This window comes from Fulvivirga aurantia (assembly GCF_009711475.1).
Lineage (GTDB): Bacteria > Bacteroidota > Bacteroidia > Cytophagales > Cyclobacteriaceae > Fulvivirga > Fulvivirga aurantia.
Genome location: NZ_SMMD01000907.1, coordinates 1 through 15,619 on the forward strand (window position 1 = coordinate 1; position 15,619 = coordinate 15,619).

The 15,619-nt window shown below is 39.3% G+C and carries 18 protein-coding genes; 7 read left to right on the plus strand and 11 right to left on the minus strand.

Annotated features, from left to right (window positions below; all coding sequences use genetic code 11):
- From E1176_RS16090 to E1176_RS16105, 4 genes are all read left to right on the plus strand, one after another.
- Positions 1 to 821 (plus strand): oxidoreductase (locus E1176_RS16090; RefSeq protein WP_155211902.1); only part of this gene is annotated, 821 nt, incomplete at its 5' end.
- 48 nt (positions 822 to 869) lie between these two features.
- A complete protein-coding gene (locus E1176_RS16095) occupies positions 870 to 1,985 on the plus strand; it encodes an MBL fold metallo-hydrolase (protein ID WP_246206099.1) in 1,116 nt (371 codons plus the stop codon).
- 92 nt (positions 1,986 to 2,077) lie between these two features.
- Positions 2,078 to 2,269, plus strand: a complete 192-nt coding sequence (locus E1176_RS16100; RefSeq protein WP_155211903.1) for a hypothetical protein — start codon at positions 2,078 to 2,080, stop codon at positions 2,267 to 2,269.
- A gap of 31 nt (positions 2,270 to 2,300) precedes the next feature.
- Positions 2,301 to 2,738 carry an acyl-CoA thioesterase gene (locus E1176_RS16105; protein WP_155211905.1) on the plus strand — a complete coding sequence of 146 codons (438 nt, stop codon included), beginning with the start codon at positions 2,301 to 2,303 and terminating at the stop codon, positions 2,736 to 2,738.
- A 1-nt stretch (position 2,739) separates the two neighbouring features.
- On the opposite strand, the gene E1176_RS16110 is transcribed toward E1176_RS16105, so the two are convergent.
- Both E1176_RS16110 and E1176_RS16115 read right to left on the minus strand, forming a co-directional pair.
- Positions 2,740 to 3,846, minus strand: a complete 1,107-nt coding sequence (locus tag E1176_RS16110) for a PAS domain-containing sensor histidine kinase (protein WP_155211907.1) — start codon at positions 3,844 to 3,846, stop codon at positions 2,740 to 2,742.
- An 80-nt stretch (positions 3,847 to 3,926) separates the two neighbouring features.
- Complete coding sequence (locus E1176_RS16115; RefSeq protein ID WP_155211908.1) at positions 3,927 to 4,328, minus strand: hypothetical protein; 402 nt, start codon at positions 4,326 to 4,328, stop codon at positions 3,927 to 3,929.
- Positions 4,329 to 4,384: 56 nt separating this feature from the next.
- On the opposite strand from E1176_RS16115, the gene E1176_RS16120 reads away from it, so the two are divergent.
- Positions 4,385 to 5,191, plus strand: coding sequence for a 5'-nucleotidase, lipoprotein e(P4) family (locus E1176_RS16120; RefSeq protein WP_155211910.1), 807 nt, complete (start codon positions 4,385 to 4,387; stop codon positions 5,189 to 5,191).
- On the opposite strand, the gene E1176_RS16125 is transcribed toward E1176_RS16120, so the two are convergent.
- The 5 genes from E1176_RS16125 to E1176_RS21290 form a co-directional block, all read right to left on the minus strand.
- Entirely contained in the window at positions 5,188 to 6,525 is a 1,338-nt protein-coding gene (locus tag E1176_RS16125; protein WP_155211912.1) for a PAS domain-containing protein, read from the minus strand. The genes E1176_RS16120 and E1176_RS16125 overlap by 4 nt on opposite strands.
- Positions 6,526 to 6,658: 133 nt before the next feature.
- Positions 6,659 to 7,171: an O-acetyl-ADP-ribose deacetylase gene (locus tag E1176_RS16130; protein ID WP_155211914.1), complete on the minus strand. Its 513-nt coding sequence runs from the start codon at positions 7,169 to 7,171 to the stop codon at positions 6,659 to 6,661.
- 74 nt (positions 7,172 to 7,245) lie between these two features.
- The gene (locus E1176_RS16135) at positions 7,246 to 7,680 is read right to left on the minus strand and encodes a cytochrome B (RefSeq protein WP_155211916.1); all 435 of its coding nucleotides are present in this window, start codon (positions 7,678 to 7,680) and stop codon (positions 7,246 to 7,248) included.
- Between the two features lie 121 nt (positions 7,681 to 7,801).
- Positions 7,802 to 8,326 carry a S8 family serine peptidase gene (locus E1176_RS21285; RefSeq protein ID WP_343030553.1) on the minus strand — a complete coding sequence of 175 codons (525 nt, stop codon included), beginning with the start codon at positions 8,324 to 8,326 and terminating at the stop codon, positions 7,802 to 7,804.
- On the minus strand, positions 8,323 to 9,444 hold the full coding sequence (locus E1176_RS21290; protein WP_281349579.1) for a S8 family serine peptidase: 1,122 nt from the start codon (positions 9,442 to 9,444) through the stop codon (positions 8,323 to 8,325). The genes E1176_RS21285 and E1176_RS21290 overlap by 4 nt, the downstream gene beginning before the upstream one ends.
- Positions 9,445 to 9,788: 344 nt before the next feature.
- Between E1176_RS21290 and egtB the strand changes: the two genes are divergently transcribed.
- Positions 9,789 to 11,048 carry an ergothioneine biosynthesis protein EgtB gene (gene egtB, locus E1176_RS16145; protein ID WP_155211918.1) on the plus strand — a complete coding sequence of 420 codons (1,260 nt, stop codon included), beginning with the start codon at positions 9,789 to 9,791 and terminating at the stop codon, positions 11,046 to 11,048.
- Positions 11,049 to 11,053: 5 nt separating this feature from the next.
- Complete coding sequence (gene egtD, locus E1176_RS16150) at positions 11,054 to 11,989, plus strand: L-histidine N(alpha)-methyltransferase (protein WP_155211920.1); 936 nt, start codon at positions 11,054 to 11,056, stop codon at positions 11,987 to 11,989.
- Positions 11,990 to 11,997: 8 nt separating this feature from the next.
- On the opposite strand, the gene E1176_RS16155 is transcribed toward egtD, so the two are convergent.
- The 4 genes from E1176_RS16155 to E1176_RS16170 form a co-directional block, all read right to left on the minus strand.
- Positions 11,998 to 12,534, minus strand: a complete 537-nt coding sequence (locus E1176_RS16155) for a cupin domain-containing protein (protein ID WP_155211922.1) — start codon at positions 12,532 to 12,534, stop codon at positions 11,998 to 12,000.
- An 83-nt stretch (positions 12,535 to 12,617) separates the two neighbouring features.
- Positions 12,618 to 13,424 carry a helix-turn-helix domain-containing protein gene (locus E1176_RS16160; protein ID WP_155211923.1) on the minus strand — a complete coding sequence of 269 codons (807 nt, stop codon included), beginning with the start codon at positions 13,422 to 13,424 and terminating at the stop codon, positions 12,618 to 12,620.
- 59 nt (positions 13,425 to 13,483) lie between these two features.
- On the minus strand, positions 13,484 to 14,434 hold the full coding sequence (locus E1176_RS16165; protein ID WP_155211925.1) for a bifunctional helix-turn-helix transcriptional regulator/GNAT family N-acetyltransferase: 951 nt from the start codon (positions 14,432 to 14,434) through the stop codon (positions 13,484 to 13,486).
- Between the two features lie 116 nt (positions 14,435 to 14,550).
- The coding region (locus E1176_RS16170; protein ID WP_155211927.1) for a serine hydrolase at positions 14,551 to 15,619 on the minus strand (1,069 nt) is incomplete at its 5' end.

Genomic DNA, 15,619 nt, shown 5'->3' on the forward strand with positions numbered 1-15,619 from the left:
AAAAACAACAAGTAGTTTTAGTTACAGGAGCCTCTTCAGGAATAGGTAAGGCAACTGCCAAGCGTTTGCTAAATGAAGGACATATTGTATATGTAGCAGCAAGACGCATCGAAAAAATGAATGATCTAAAAGATCTGGGTGCCATTCCTTTGAAAATGGATATTACGGTAGATCAGGACATACAAGATGTGGTTGAGACCATACAATCAAAACATGGTGGTGTAGATGTGCTCGTAAATAATGCGGGATATGCCATTTATGGGGCAGTTGAAGATACAACGATTGATGAAGCACGTAGGCAGTTTGAGGTCAATATTTTTGGTCTGGCACGCATCACACAGTTGGTGATACCACACATGAGGGAGCAGCGATTTGGCAAAATCATCAATATTTCGTCAATGGGAGGTAAAATTTATATGCCTTTTGGCGCATGGTATCACGGTACGAAACATGCCCTCGAAGGTTGGTCTGACTGCTTGCGATTAGAATTAAAGCAGTTTGGTATTGACGTGGTGATTGTCGAGCCTGGCGTAATTACCACAGAATTTGGAGAAGTAATGATCGACCCTATGTTTGAGCGATCGGGTAGTGGGCCTTATGCTAACATTGCCAAGGCTATGAAGAAAGCAACCTCTGACTCTTATAAAGAAGGTGGAGGATCATCACCCGATGTTATCGCCAAGGTTATTTCTAAAGCCATTAAGGCAAAAAAGCCAAAAACACGTTATGTAAAAGGGAAGTTGGCTAAACCTATGATGTTTGTAAGAAAATGGTTTGGTGATCGTGTATTTGATAAGGTACTGATGAGTCAGGTTAAATAGATACAGTGTGGCATGTTAGTGATCTCTCTAATAATAAAAGTTTTTAAAATGGCAGGTATGATAATCCTGGGTTTGATTGCGGTAATTGTTGTAACCGGCATATTGTTCGTAAATCTGAGCCCTGAATTTGGTGGTGATGTTTCTGATGCTAAAAAAGAAATCTATGCCCAGTCGAGACAATATGAGGACGGTAAATTTACTAATGAAGTAGAGACAAAAATGGGGCTTAGTTTTAAGGAAACTGTAAAGGTGATGTTCCAGTTTTTTAAAGGGGCACCTAATCGAGAACCAAAGCAACCGCTACCTATGGTCACACTCGACTCTCTATCCATTGCCAACCGACCAGACTCGCTCACCACATTGACGTGGTTTGGCCACTCTACATTTTTGCTGGAAGTCGATGGTCTTAATGTTTTGATCGATCCTATGTTTGGGGCAACGCCCGCACCACATCCAATGCTCGGGCCCAAGCGTTTTAATAAAGAATTACCATTGGCTGTAGACAAGCTGCCAAGTATCGATGCAGTCATTTTCTCACATGATCATTACGATCATCTTGACTATGGATCTGTAGTAAGAATTAAAGATAAGGTGCAAAATTTTTACGTTCCGTTAGGGCTTGGAGCTCATCTTGAAGCCTGGGGCGTGTCATCTGAAAAAATACATGAGTTAGACTGGTGGGAAACGATTAATCACAAGTCATTGACGCTTACGAGCACACCGGCAAGGCATTTTTCTGGCAGAGCAATCAATGATCGTTTTGCTACTTTATGGTGCAGTTGGGTGATAAAGAGTGCCACTACATCAATATTTTTTAGCGGTGATAGTGGCTACGGTCCTCATTTTAAAGAAATTGGAGAGAAATACGGCCCATTTGATTTTGCGATGATGGAGTGCGGCCAATATGATGAGCGCTGGAGAGACATACACATGCTGCCGGAAGAGACCGCTGTAGCAGGGGTTGACTTAGGTGCGGAGGTTGTAATGCCTATACACTGGGGAGCTTTTAGACTGGCAATGCATAGTTGGGACGATCCTATAAAAAGGGTGACAGAAAAGGCTGAAAGCTTAGGGCTCAATTTAGCCACGCCCAAAATTGGTGAGACTATCCAAATAAAATCAGGCAATTATCCCCAGCAGCAATGGTGGAAGGAATTATATTGACATGTGGTAATTGACTTTTAAATGATATAGTTGTTTTTTAGTGCAAAAATTAAGCACACCAGGGTGCTTTTGTCTATAATTACAGCTTAACTATGCGTAAATCCTTTATAATTAGTGCAATAACCATTATAGCATTAGGTGCGTGCAGTGCACATAAAGAGAAGTTTGAAATACCATTGGCTGCAGAAGATAAGAAAACTGAGAAAACTAAAAGTAGACCTGAGGAAGGAAAAGCGGTCAACCCTACTGATAGCGCGGCATTACCACTGGTAACAAGGCGTTAGACCATTATCGAACTTTGAGTAAACGTATATTATGAACCTTGCCGAATCTTTTATTTTTAATCAGGAGTTACAAGTGCGGTGGATGGATTTAGACCCATTGGCCCATGTGAATAACTCTATTTACATTCAATATTTTGAGCTCGGCAGGGGTAAATACATGTCTGCTGCTAGTCCTACCTGGGATTGGCACAAACATATGTTCCTAATTGCCAATATCTCATGTGATTACAAGAGAGAATTAAAACTCACAGACAGTAAGCCCACGGTTTGGGTGAGAACTTCCCGATTTGGAGGCAAAAGCTTTGATCTTGAGTATGCCATAGCTTCAGAGAAAAACGGAGAACAAATACTGCACGCCATTGGCAAGAGCACTCAGGTGATGTTTGACTTAAAGGAAAGAAAAAGCATTGAAATTCCAGCCTGGCTCAAAACTGAAATAAAGGCTTACGAAAAACATTCAGACTTGTAAACTACACAGGTAATGTAAAGGTAAATCTGCTGCCAATATTAAGCTCGCTGTCAACAAAAATGTGGCCTCCGAGCTTATTTATAAAGTCACGGCAGATGCCAAGGCCAAGACCAAATCCTTTTTCACCTTCTGTGCCGGCTGTGGTATGAATTTCTTTTACACTTAAAATACTTTCCATAGCTTCAGGAGCAATTCCATTTCCAAAATCCTCAACGGTAAATTCCACGAAATTATCATTGGTTTTGGCAGTTAGAATCACCTCACTTTCGCAGTTACTAAACTTTAGCGCATTAGAAATCAGGTTTCTAATGATGGTCTTAAACATTTGCCTGTCGGTAACTACTTTTAGGTTTTTTGGTATATGGTTTATGATTTCAATAGACTTTTCAGTGGCCTGTCCATTTAGGCAATTGATTACCTCATCACTCGCTTGTTGTACGTCTAAGGGCTCCATCGTCATCTGGATGGCATCAAACTGATTGCGTGACCACAATAGCAAGTCTTGTAGTAATACAAATGTGTTGTCACAATTCTTTTTTAAACCATTTAGCAAAGACTTCAACTCTTCTTTTGAGCAGCTGTCAAAATCCTTTAGTACAAGGTCAAACAAGCCTTGAAAACTTAAAAACGGCCCTCTAAGATCATGAGAGATTACAGACAGCAATTTATCTTTTTGATTATTTAAAAGGCCAAGTTCGAGATTGAGCTTTTGCAAAGCCATCTCATTATTTTTTTTCTCAGTTATATCTCTGGAGACGGTCTGTAGCTTTATTACTTTGCCTTCGACATCAGTGATGGGCATGGTGTTAGTGTCAAACCATATGTAGGAGCCATCTTTCTTTCTGATGCGATACTCTACAGATATAATCCTTTTACCTGCCAGTGCCTGGCGATGCGATTCATTTTCTATATGAGCGATGTCTTCTGGGTGAAACATCAAATATGGGCTAGAACCCACCAGTTCTTCGGGCGTGTAACCCAAGAGACTGCTGGCTGAAGGGCTAACATATAAATACGTACCGTCTAGTTCGTGAAGAGCGACTAGATCGATCATATTGTCAGCCATTGTTCTAAAAAATTCAGTTTTTAGCGTCTGTGGCTCGATCATGGTTAGGTGTTAAAGTCTCAACATCAACGTGTTACAGATAAGATAATAAAATATCAGGTTGAAATAAAGTGACTCTCGGATTAATCCTGTGAAATCTTAATTTGATATACTTTCAACATAGAAGAGTTATAAATCCCTATGGGGTCAGAAGCATTGAGAAGAGAATCCCACATGGATTTGGGTACTTTTTCATAAATACTATAAGTAGAATCGTCCTCCTGAGCTATGATATAGCCCTCAATATTGTCGCACGAGTAATAAGCCAACTGACGAGGGGATTGATATCTGGATATCTTAATTTGTTGCTTAGTCTTAAAAGTAGAATGCGTGATTACATGCATAGCACTGTCTAAAGAAAGATTTTTCATGCCTTTGATCTCATGACAATCTGTGCTGCTGGGCGTCATCTCGAAATTATGCTCTACCTGTGCCAGGGTCTGAAAATAAATGAGTGACAAAAGCGTGAAAAGTAGCGATTTCATACAATGAATTTACACAAAGCACTGTATTTTGCAAGCCCTTAAAAATAGAGTGATAAATGAAGCGAATCAATTATATATATTTTCTACTAATACTTACTGCGCTGGCGGCATGTCAACAGACTGCTAAACAGGAAAAGACAGACTACGAAGCAGAAATAGCTAAAGAGTTGGGTGGTGCAGTCTTATGGTATCAGACCTCTGCAGAGATGCACCTATCTTACTTGCAAGCTTACAGATATGCGCAATTATTATTAGATGAGAAACTCTCACAAGGAGAAGTTGAAAACCCTGCTGTGGTGCTTGATATTGATGAAACTGTTTTAGATAACAGTCCTTATCAGGGGCGTTTGTTAGAGGAAGGTAAATTGTACGCTTCAGAAAGCTGGATGGACTGGACGAAAAGAGGAAAAGCCAAAGCACTACCGGGCGTAAAGAAGTTTGTGGTGTATGCTAAGGAAAAAGGAGTGGAGGTAATTTATATTTCTAATCGCTCTGTTAAGGTTCTTGGACCAACTATCCAAAATCTTAAAGACGAAGGTTTTCCAAACGCAGACTCAGCTTATGTTTTCTTAAAAGAGGAAACATCAGACAAAACTAACCGCAGAGCTACTGTGAGTGATGATTACAATATCCTCGTTTTTGTGGGCGACAATCTCACCGATTACTCTCAGTTGTATGCCGACCGAGATGAGGACTGGGGTAAGCAGCTGGTTGAAAAAAATAAAGAGGAGCTACTCAATAATTTTGTGATGCTGCCAAACCCTATGTATGGTGAGTGGGAAGGTGCCGTTTACCGTCACGACTATAAGCAACCTGATAGTGTGAAGTTAGAGATGAGAAAGGAGGCCCTAAATTCTTATTAATTGAAAGTCGCGTTGATCGACTGACTCATAATAGTTTCTAATTGCTTTGCGGTTGATTTAAGCTGCTCAAGTAAATTGTGATTCTCGTTACATCTAGGATTTTCAAAATCAAATTGTGAGATAATATCAATCATTCCGGCCTTTTTCACCTTCGGTTGATTATTGGCCGGTGCTGCCTCATTGAGCACTTCCTTGTGATGTTTAATAATAAGGTCGTGCTTTTTTTGTTTCGTTATATTTTTGGCAAAACATCCTACCCCAATAATTTCATCTTCCTCGTTACAAATCGGGTTAAAATTCACCTCATAGTATATAGCCAAATAATTAAACTCTTCAGACAATACTTCCAGCGTGTAAGACTCACCGCGTAGGGCACGACTGTAATTGTCCTTCCATTGCTTTATTACATTTGCGTCAAAGAAATTAGAAAATACACTTTGCCCTTTTTGTAAGCGCTTGTCGCCCAGTCTTGTAATTTCTAAAAAATTCTCATTAGCAGAAATGATATTGAAGTTTGAGTCAATAGACCAAATGAGGTCGTCAGTATTGTTTATGAGTGCACTAAGGTTATATCGCTCAGCATTGATCTCGTTTTGCAGCAGTTTCTCACTTGTAATATCTCGAAAGAAAACACTTACACCATCTGTTGTAGGGTAAATAGTAATAGAAAACCACGCATCCAGCGGCTCACAATATTCACTAAAATTAATTTTCTCATTACGACCTAAAGCACGATTACATTGCTGTACGAGGTCGGTTTTATCTTCAGGAAAGGCCTCTTCAATATTTTTATTGATAAGAGTGAACTTTGAAATGCCAAAAATCTTTTCGCATTGGCTATTGATGTAGGTAAACCTGAGTTGATTATCTACAGCAAAAAATCCATCGGTAATACTTTCGAGAATGTTTTCTATCCGGGTTGAATGCTCTAATAAATCAGCTTCTAACTCCTTATTGGCGATTAGTGCCTTTATTTTAGCGTCTGTATCAAAAGCGGTGATTAATCGAGCCTTTTTACCTTCAAATTGTATCGGGCTACCATGCACGTGCATATAAAAGGTTTTACCGGCCTTGTTTTGATGCAACCAGGCACCACTGTCAACTTTACCTTCTTTATCTATTTGCTCTATGGCAAGGTCAAGCTTTGCAACTTCTTCTGCCGGCCTGATTTGTTTGATGGTCATCTGCAGAAATTCATCTCTGGTGCAACCATACTTCTCAATCGCAGCCTCATTAACCTCTAAAAACTGTAGGGTTTGCTGGCAATAGACCCACATGGGTGTGGAAGTGTTAATAAATTCTCTTAATACTGCTGATGTGTAATTTCCCGCCATACATAGATCAAGTTTAAAAAATCAATGGTCGGGGTTGGTGTCGTGGATTGTCTTTTTGAGACCTTACTAAGTTAGATAAAGTGATGGTTATGATTTCATGAAATTCAATCAAAATATGCCTGATGTAAGAAAATCACATCTTTTGCTCATAAATATCTTTTGCTTTCGTGTAATCAGCTCCTGAAAAGAATACCAGGGTCACTTGCAAGTCAGTTGGCTGTTTATTTAAAAACTGATTGATTGTGTCAAAAGCAATTTCTGTTGCTTTATCTAATGGAAAGCCATAAACCCCGGTGCTTATAGCAGGAAAAGCAATGGAGCTTACTTCATTTTTCGATGCCAGGGCAAGGCAATTTTCATAGCATGCGCGTAGAGCTTCGGCTTCTTTATGGTTGCCATCTTGCCAAACCGGGCCAACGGTTGATATGACATATTTTGCCGGAAGTTTAAATCCCGGACTTATTTTGGCTTCCCCTGTTTTGCAGCCTCCTAAGGTTTTGTTGAAATCCAGTAACTCTGGCCCAGCAGCACGATGGATGGCACCATCAACACCACCGCCACCCAGCAGAGATTCGTTGGCGGCATTTACTATTGCATCTACCTCCAGGCTTGTGATATCCCCTTGTATAATACTTATTTTACCCATCTGTGAAATAAAAATAAGGCTGCCTGCAAATTGATGCAAGACAGCCTTGAAATATTTTAAAGAGTCTGTTTTGATTAGAACCAGCCTGCTCCGAGATCTCTAAATGGCCATGGTATACCTGCAAGAATTAGTAGCAGACCAATAAGGTAGAATATGCCGATCGTCTTAAATTTCTTAGCATCGATAGTTGCTCTTTTTGCTTTGCTGTAACCTATCGTGATCAATACGATGGCCAAGATCATAATTAAACTATGCTCAACCAGATAAAATCTAAGCACTTCGGATTTCATAGATGTACCCGCGAATACAACTTTTGGACTCACAAAATAGAGAATAAGACCGATTACAAATTGTAGATGAGTAAAAATAAGTGCAAAAAGAGATAGTTTCTTGTCACCTGAAGTAAATGGCTTGCCTTTTTTAGAAAATGCATTGAAGATCGCAATTACCAAGGCTATCAATACCAGCCACCTTAAACCAGAGTGGGCATGTCTTAATATGTCGTACATAAATTGTTTGATTGATTGTAAATAAAAAGAAGCTGTTTCATCAGGAGGTAAATATACAATAGATGTATTTTAAAACCTTCTGATTTGAAACAGCTTCAGATTTAAAAAGTTAATGGCTGTGTTAGTTCTCTTTTTGCATGCTCATGCTCTGAGCCATTTTAATGGCTTCATAAGCATTTACCAATCCACCTGTAATTGATAATTCATCGAACTTAACAGAGAGTTGAGAGTCTCCAGGTCTTATCACAGTTAAGTTATCAAATCTGCGAGAAGACTTTCTGATGATATCCCTCACTTGAAAAGCACTTAGCTCAGGGAAATAAGACATGATTAAAGCAGCTACACCAGCTGTAGATGGTGCGGCCATACTGGTACCATCAAATGATTGATAAGTATTATCAGGTGTGGTAGAGTATATTTCAACACCCGGAGCAAATACATCTACTGTGGTTTTGCCATAGTTTGAAAAGCTACCTACAAAATTTTCATTGTCACCCCAAGATGATGCACCAATTTCTAACCAGTTGTTAGCTTCTGAACCATCAGCTATCGCGCGTGATGGGAAATTGTCTCTTTTGTCAATATTTTTAGAGCTGTTTCCTGCTGCGTGTACAAGTAACACACCTTTACTTTCGGCATATTTCACTGCCTTATCAACGGCCTCTTTTTGTGTGAATATGATTTTCCGAAACTCATGTTGATGATATCAGCACCGTTATCAACGGCATATATAATGGCATTGGCAACGTCTTTATCGCGCTCGTCTCCATCTGGCACAGCTCTCACCACCATTATCTCTACATTTTCTGCAATACCCTGAATACCCAGGTCATTACCTCTGTTGGCAGCAATGATTCCGGCTACGTGAGTACCGTGGCTTGGGTCATGACCTTTTACGTCTGAGTTTCCATACCCTTTTTCGTAAGGGTCGTTGTAATCATCACCTACAATAGTTCTTGGATCAAATTCTGTGTTATAGGCATAATTCACCTGATTGCCAAAATACTCAACTGCGCCTGTTAGTTCTTCAGCGATGGCTTCAAAATCAGCATCCTCGCCTGCATTTTGAAAGATAACGCCTACTATGTTTCTAGCTACAAGAAGCACTGAATCTTGTGTTTCTAGCTGACGTAGATTATCTACTGTAAGAGTATCTGTATCAAAGTAAGCTTTCAATAAGGTGTGGAATCTTAGCAAGTTGGCCTGGAATGAAGAATAAAACTCATATTGCTGGTTCGCCTTGTTATAAGTCTCTTCAAAATCTTCTTTTACTTTCAACCAGAAAGCATACTCATCCCGGTCTCTCTTTTTTACCTTCTTTTCTTCAACACCGTCATACTTATCTTTTAGTCTTACATAGATGCGTGTGAGTTCGTAAGTGTCTTGTTCTACGTTACCGTCTTTTCCACCAATGAAATTCCAACCAAACCTATCGTCTATATAACCATTTTTGTCATCATCGATTCCGTTATCCGCGATTTCGTCTTCGTTGATCCAGATTTTACCTGTTAGGTCTTCATGGTCTATATCAACACCACTATCAATTACAGCAACAGTTACCTTTTTAGAAGGCTTACCTTCTACTAACTCATAGGCTTTGTCAATACTCAAACCTTGTACAGCATCATCAGCAGGGTCTAGCACAAACCAATTTTTTGGTGGCAGCTGGCTGCTGTTTGAAGTAAGGCTTTGGGCCATAGTCGCACTACTTATAAGTAGCAATGCTATTGCCAGTGGGAATACTCCTCTCACTCTTTTATTCATGTCTTCTCAAATTTTTTTACTTCTGCGAATATAAGCCTTAACGAGAAGCTTTGGCAGTTATTTCTTACCAATGGTCAAGAAAATTACGCGCTCAAACTGGACGAAATAACCTTATTTCAACTGATTGCGTAAACTTATATACACCAACTAAGAGAAAATATGCTTATATCATACTATGTATGCCTGGTGTCTGTAGCGGTTTTCTTTGCTTTATTTCATTTAGCTATATACCTGTACTACAAAGAATCTTTCTGAATTTTAAGAATCTGCTCCAGATCATCCCTAATAAATTCCTTTTCCGGTCAACATCTCTTAATTTTAAATAAAACCACCGATTTAGAATTATGATAGTAGAAGATGTGTCCCTGAAAGAAAGATTTCTCGGGGTTAGAAAGAAGACAGTAGATATTTGTAGTAGACTCTCACCAGAAGATCATGTGGTGCAACCTGTAGAGGAGGTAAGCCCTCCAAAGTGGCACCTCGGACATACTACGTGGTTTTTCGAGACTTTTTTATTAAAGAATCATTTATCGGGTTACGAGATTTATCATGATCAATTTAGCTTTCTGTTTAACAGCTATTATGAGAGCGTAGGCGAAAGAGTTATAAGAACAAACAGAGGTAATATTACCCGCCCGGGTGTAGAAGAAGTTTTAAATTACCGCAAACATGTAGATCAGGCTATGAGCCAGCTTTTAGATGGTGGCTTGTCTGATGACCTTATCACACTTCTGGAGTTAGGAATCCAACATGAGCAGCAACATCAAGAGCTGCTTATTTACGACATAAAGTATATTTTGGGGCACAACCCTACTTTCCCAGCGTATCTGGAAGAAAAATCAAAAGCTGACGGTGAGGTAAGTCCAATAGGTTTTATGACAATTGAAGAGGGTGTTTACTCCATAGGGCATCAAGGCCCCGGCTTTAGTTTCGACAATGAATTAGGCAGACACAAGGTTTACCTTCATGGTTATGAAATTATGGATCGCCTGGTGACCAATGGTGAGTTTCTGGAGTTTATCGAAGCCGGTGGGTATTCTTATTTCAGACATTGGCTCTCGGAAGGATGGGAGTGGGTCAATCAAAATGAAATAAAAGCACCTGAATACTGGCATAAGGTAAATGGTGAGTGGATGATGTACTCACTGCGAGGAGGCTTAAAACCACTCGATCTACATGCACCGGTTACCCACATCAGCTATTTTGAGGCAGATGCTTATGCAAAATGGAAAGGCCTGAGATTGCCTACTGAGTTTGAGTGGGAGGTGGCTTGCGCAAAGTATGGCGAAATTTCCAGGGCAAGTAATTTTGTTGAAACTGAGCAGTTTGAAACTAAATCTGCTGAGGGTAAAAACAATCAACTCTACGGTGATGTTTGGGAGTGGACAAGCAGTGCATATTTGCCATATCCATTTTATGAAGCCCCGGAAGGAGCAGTAGGAGAGTATAATGGTAAGTTTATGGTTAATCAGATGGTATTGAAAGGGGGCTCTTGTGCTACACAGAGAGTGCATATAAGAAATACATATAGAAACTTTTTTCACCCTCACCTTAGATGGATGTTTTCTGGATTGAGGCTAGCAAAAAATACAAAGACCACGTAAAGTAAATGAACGACCAATTTGCCCAGGATGTAATAAAGGGCCTCTCAGACACTCCGAAACAATTGCCATCAAAATATTTTTACGATGAAAAAGGAGATAAGCTTTTTCAGAAAATAATGGCACTTGACGAATATTACCTAACTAATTCTGAGTACGAAATTTTAGATACTTACAAGAGTCAATTACTGTCTCTATTTGGGTCGGACGTAGGTAAATTTAATTTGGTTGAATTTGGCGCTGGTGATGGTTATAAAACCAAGGTGTTGCTCAAGCATTTTTTGGAAAAGGAGGCAAGGTTTAAATACGTACCCATCGATATATCGGGGAATGTTTTAAACATCCTGGAAAATTCACTGAAAAAGGAGCTGCCGGATTTAAAAGTAGAGGGTATAGAAAATGATTATTTCAGAGCGCTACAGCAATTAGAAAATAATGGTACCAGGAATGTGGTGCTGTTTCTTGGCTCCAATATTGGAAATTTCACGGGAGATCAGGCCTTCAATTTTCTTAAAGGTCTATACGATGGGCTACATCGAGGAGATATGGTGATGATTGGTTTTGATTTAAAGAAAGACCCTTCTGTTATATTGAAGGCATATGATGACAGTGAGGGCGTAACCCGGGCCTTTAATTTTAATTTACTAGACAGAATTAATAAAGAGCTTGGAGCAAACTTTGACCTGGATAAATTCCGTCATTTCCCATCTTACAACCCGCAGACGGGTACAACAGAAAGCTACCTTATAAGTACAGAAAGACAACAGGTAGAACTACAAGGCCAGGTGATAGACTTCGATCCCTGGGAATCTATTCACATGGAAATCTCTCAAAAATATGGAATGAGAGACGTCTCTAATCTGGCCCTGCAGGCAGGCTTTACCATCGCTCAGAACTTTTATGATAAGAATAGCTACTATGTAGACTCAGTTTGGAGGAAGTAAGCTTACCTCTACACAAACGAAATACCGAAACGACCGCAGATCTCTGCAACTTTAGCAAAGTCCGGAGGGCCTTCTGGTAATTGAGAAAGCTCTGTAAACATGGCTTCGATTCCTGCTGGAAATGCGCTTGTTGCCATTTTTACTTTTTCTGTACCGATCACCTTCCAGGCATGAGGTACATTTTTAGGAGCGAAGGCAATATCACCTGCTTTTAAAACGGTTACTTCACCATCAACCATGATTTCTACCTCCCCCTGAATTACCCTAAAAATTTCATCTTCCAAGGTGTGAACATGAGGAGGTATACCTGTGCCCGGTTCAACGTTATCCACCCATTCCACTATTTGGTTACCAGTATCTGTGCCTAGTAGTTTGTGCGTTTGTATGTCTCCAATCACATTTAAAATTTGTCCTTCTTTATCTCTAACGATTTTAGGGCTCGTAACCTCAGGCTCCACTTTTCTCTTTTGGCTATGAGCGGCTATAGGCAGTACAGCGAGACCTACAGCTGCACCAGATGTTTTAATAAATTCTTTTCTATCCATGATTATAAATTTTATTCAATTTATAATAAAATAGAGTCATGTAGAATGTGAAAACCACGGTAATACCTTAGACTTTGTAAGGTCTAGTTTTTTCTGAGCATAGAAGGCGTTTGACCGGTGTGTTTTTTGAGAAAGTAGCTGAAATAATCTGCCGATGAGAAGCCGAGGTCATACCCTATCTCCTTGATGGTTTTATTACTAAACTTAAGTGCATGGCGAGAGCGCATCACTCTTTGTTCGGTAATAAGACTTTTGGCATTGATGTTTAAAACCTCTTTTACACACTCATTTAGGTATTTATCAGAGATATTGAGCAATTCGGCATAATCGTTTACCTCGTGATGTTTGGCATACCACTGGTCAATCAGCTTTTTGTAATTGTAGACGATCGTTTTTTTTGAGTTGCTCTCATTAATCACCGATTTGATATTGCACTGGCCATCGCAGTAGACAAAAAACGTGTTGAGGAGTGAAATGATGGCATCGTCTTTATTTTTAAGATGAGAGCCGATTAACTCATCAAGCATCTCCAATATAGCTTGAGTTCTTTTCTCGATCCCCGGAGCTAATGTGATTTTAGGGAATTTTTTATCAGACGTAAAAAGCCTGACTTCGTTGATGTGTAGGTTGCTTAGTAAAGGATTCTCTAGTATTTCAGCAGACAAATACAAAATAAAGCCTGCTGATTGGTCGTCTTTTTTACGTATGATCTTCCACTTTACATTATGGTTTAGGAAGATAATAGAGTTTGAAATGTCATGGTAATCAACCCCATCTATCTCAAGTAACTCAATGCTGTTTTTTATCCAGCAGATAGTAAAGTAACCATCAAATGTTTTTGTGGTTTCTTTGTTGACTAAAGGGAATATTTTGATTGATTCTGCTGTCATACTAGTTGTATAATTAAAATAAATATAATCTAATTTTTCTAATGATGACAGCGGTCTGTTTATAGAACTAACTCCATTTGTATATTAGCTCGCTCGTAAGGGGTGGGGTGACCAGCTACCTTCTTAAAACCTAACTTTTCATACAATGAAATCGCTGGCTTGAGCTTCGTATTACTTTCCAGATAGACTATATCGGCATCCAGTTGCCTGGCTTTATCAATAATTGCTTCACCCAATAACCTTCCGATTCCTTTACCCTGAGCAGCAGGTGAGACAGCCATTTTAGCTAGTTCGTAAACTTTGGGGCGATCTTCCATTTTGAGTAGCGCACATACACCTAATACTGCATGACCTTCTATTGCTACTAATATTGCTCCTCCTTTATCGATAATATTTTCTTGCGGATGATCAATAGCTTTGAGGTCTGCTGCTTCCAATTTAAAATATCGGGTAATCCATTCTTCATTAAGTTTCTTAAAGGCCTCCTTATATTTTGGGTGGTATTCAACTATCGATACTGAGGCAGTTTCTCTTGTTTTTCGTTGTGCTACTACTCTTTCGTATAACGATTGCTGCTCCAGAAGATACTCAAATTCCTGCATGGCTTTCCATAAATTATGTCTGGTTTGTGCTAACGCATCTTTTATAGCATTACCAACATCCAGGTATTGATGCTCGATCTTTACAGCCACCTCTCGGCCCTTGGTAGTTAGGTGTATGTTATTTTTTCTACCATCTTTATCATCCTTTTTTTCAACTACCAAACCAGCCTTGGCCATTTCTTTCACAATTTTAATTACTGATGGGTGAGAATGCTTTATTTCATTAGCAATCGATGTGATCGATTTACCACCTGGTATATGAGAAAGAGAATAAAAGACGGGAAACCATTTGGGCTTAAGTTCTACATCATATAGCGCATACAACTCTTTGGCATCTTTCATTACCGTCTCGCTTAACATTCTTAATCGTGTGCCTAGAGACATTTCTCCAATTTCATCTAAAATCATATTAGTAATAAAGTACGTAACTAGTTACTAATATAGTGATTTTTGAATTAATTAAAAGAAAAAAATAGGTCAACAGTATGCTTGTTGACCTATACAGATGACTTTAAGTGTTACTCTTATTTCTGTAATTGTGCTTTTAATGACCTTCCATGTTGTTCTAAATAGACTACATCATTCTCAAATATAAGACGGCAATCTTTCTCACCATATGGGAAACCATTGACAAACAAAGTATTCTCACTTTGACCGTAGGCAATCATCTCTGTTACATCATCATTTAAATAAAACCCATGCTCAAACAGTCCCTGTATTTCGCCATCTTCATTGAAGTAAGCAATAATATCCAAGTTGCCTTCAGTGCCTTTCATCCGCATGATGCCATGAGTGTCTTCAACCTTGTAAGGAATAATTGTGATCAATTTCCCGATCTTATCGGTCATCGTTTTAAATCCATAGGAGAGTAGTCCTGAATAGGCAACAAACGACATTTCACCATCACAATACTTAGCCAATTTCCAAAACTTTTTCTTGTTAAGCAGATCAGCAATAGCAATCAACTCGCGTTCTTTGAAGTTTTTACCAGGTAGTGGAGTGTTTGCTACAATTCTTGTAGGTGTATGATCATTGGTTTTTACACGAAAGGTCGAGTCTGATCGATAGATATGAATCAAAAGATCATCCTCAAATCGAAATGTGCCTGTACAAATTTCAATATCATTATAAGGCATTGGTAGTATATCAACTTTCTTTCCTTCCAGACTTTGCCAGACAGCATTAGACAAGTTGCTGATTTTTTGTGCGCTTTTCCCAAATTGGCGAATGTCGCTAAAACTTCTGTTTGTTAGGATGATTACTTTACGATTAGTAGTGGGGTCGAAGCTAATATGAGACATGAAGCCAGCATTACCTCCATCATGCTTGATAGTGCCAGATGGCTCTATTTGCCAACCATACCCATAAAATGAATCTCCCGCTTTGGTGTGTTTAGAAAAGAGATCTTGTCTTAAGCCAGCATTAAGGAAATCATCTCTCTGAATGATATCTAGCCATTTAGACAAGTCCTGAGCAGTAGAGTACACTCCACCCGCACCCAAAAACCAGGATTGGTGATATTGCGGAGCCGGGGTAATTTGATGTGTTAGATACCCATAATACGGACGGGCATAATTGCCTTGTGGTCGACCA

Coding starts and splice junctions, on each gene's coding strand:
- E1176_RS16095 (WP_246206099.1), top strand. CDS start 870: ATGGCAGGTATGATAATCCTGGGTTTGATTGCGGTAATTGTTGTAACC.
- E1176_RS16100 (WP_155211903.1), top strand. CDS start 2,078: ATGCGTAAATCCTTTATAATTAGTGCAATAACCATTATAGCATTAGGT.
- E1176_RS16105 (WP_155211905.1), top strand. CDS start 2,301: ATGAACCTTGCCGAATCTTTTATTTTTAATCAGGAGTTACAAGTGCGG.
- E1176_RS16110 (WP_155211907.1), bottom strand. CDS start 3,846: ATGATCGAGCCACAGACGCTAAAAACTGAATTTTTTAGAACAATGGCT.
- E1176_RS16115 (WP_155211908.1), bottom strand. CDS start 4,328: ATGAAATCGCTACTTTTCACGCTTTTGTCACTCATTTATTTTCAGACC.
- E1176_RS16120 (WP_155211910.1), top strand. CDS start 4,385: ATGAAGCGAATCAATTATATATATTTTCTACTAATACTTACTGCGCTG.
- E1176_RS16125 (WP_155211912.1), bottom strand. CDS start 6,525: ATGGCGGGAAATTACACATCAGCAGTATTAAGAGAATTTATTAACACT.
- E1176_RS16130 (WP_155211914.1), bottom strand. CDS start 7,171: ATGGGTAAAATAAGTATTATACAAGGGGATATCACAAGCCTGGAGGTA.
- E1176_RS16135 (WP_155211916.1), bottom strand. CDS start 7,680: ATGTACGACATATTAAGACATGCCCACTCTGGTTTAAGGTGGCTGGTA.
- E1176_RS21290 (WP_281349579.1), bottom strand. CDS start 9,444: ATGAATAAAAGAGTGAGAGGAGTATTCCCACTGGCAATAGCATTGCTA.
- egtB (WP_155211918.1), top strand. CDS start 9,789: ATGATAGTAGAAGATGTGTCCCTGAAAGAAAGATTTCTCGGGGTTAGA.
- egtD (WP_155211920.1), top strand. CDS start 11,054: ATGAACGACCAATTTGCCCAGGATGTAATAAAGGGCCTCTCAGACACT.
- E1176_RS16155 (WP_155211922.1), bottom strand. CDS start 12,534: ATGGATAGAAAAGAATTTATTAAAACATCTGGTGCAGCTGTAGGTCTC.
- E1176_RS16160 (WP_155211923.1), bottom strand. CDS start 13,424: ATGACAGCAGAATCAATCAAAATATTCCCTTTAGTCAACAAAGAAACC.
- E1176_RS16165 (WP_155211925.1), bottom strand. CDS start 14,434: ATGATTTTAGATGAAATTGGAGAAATGTCTCTAGGCACACGATTAAGA.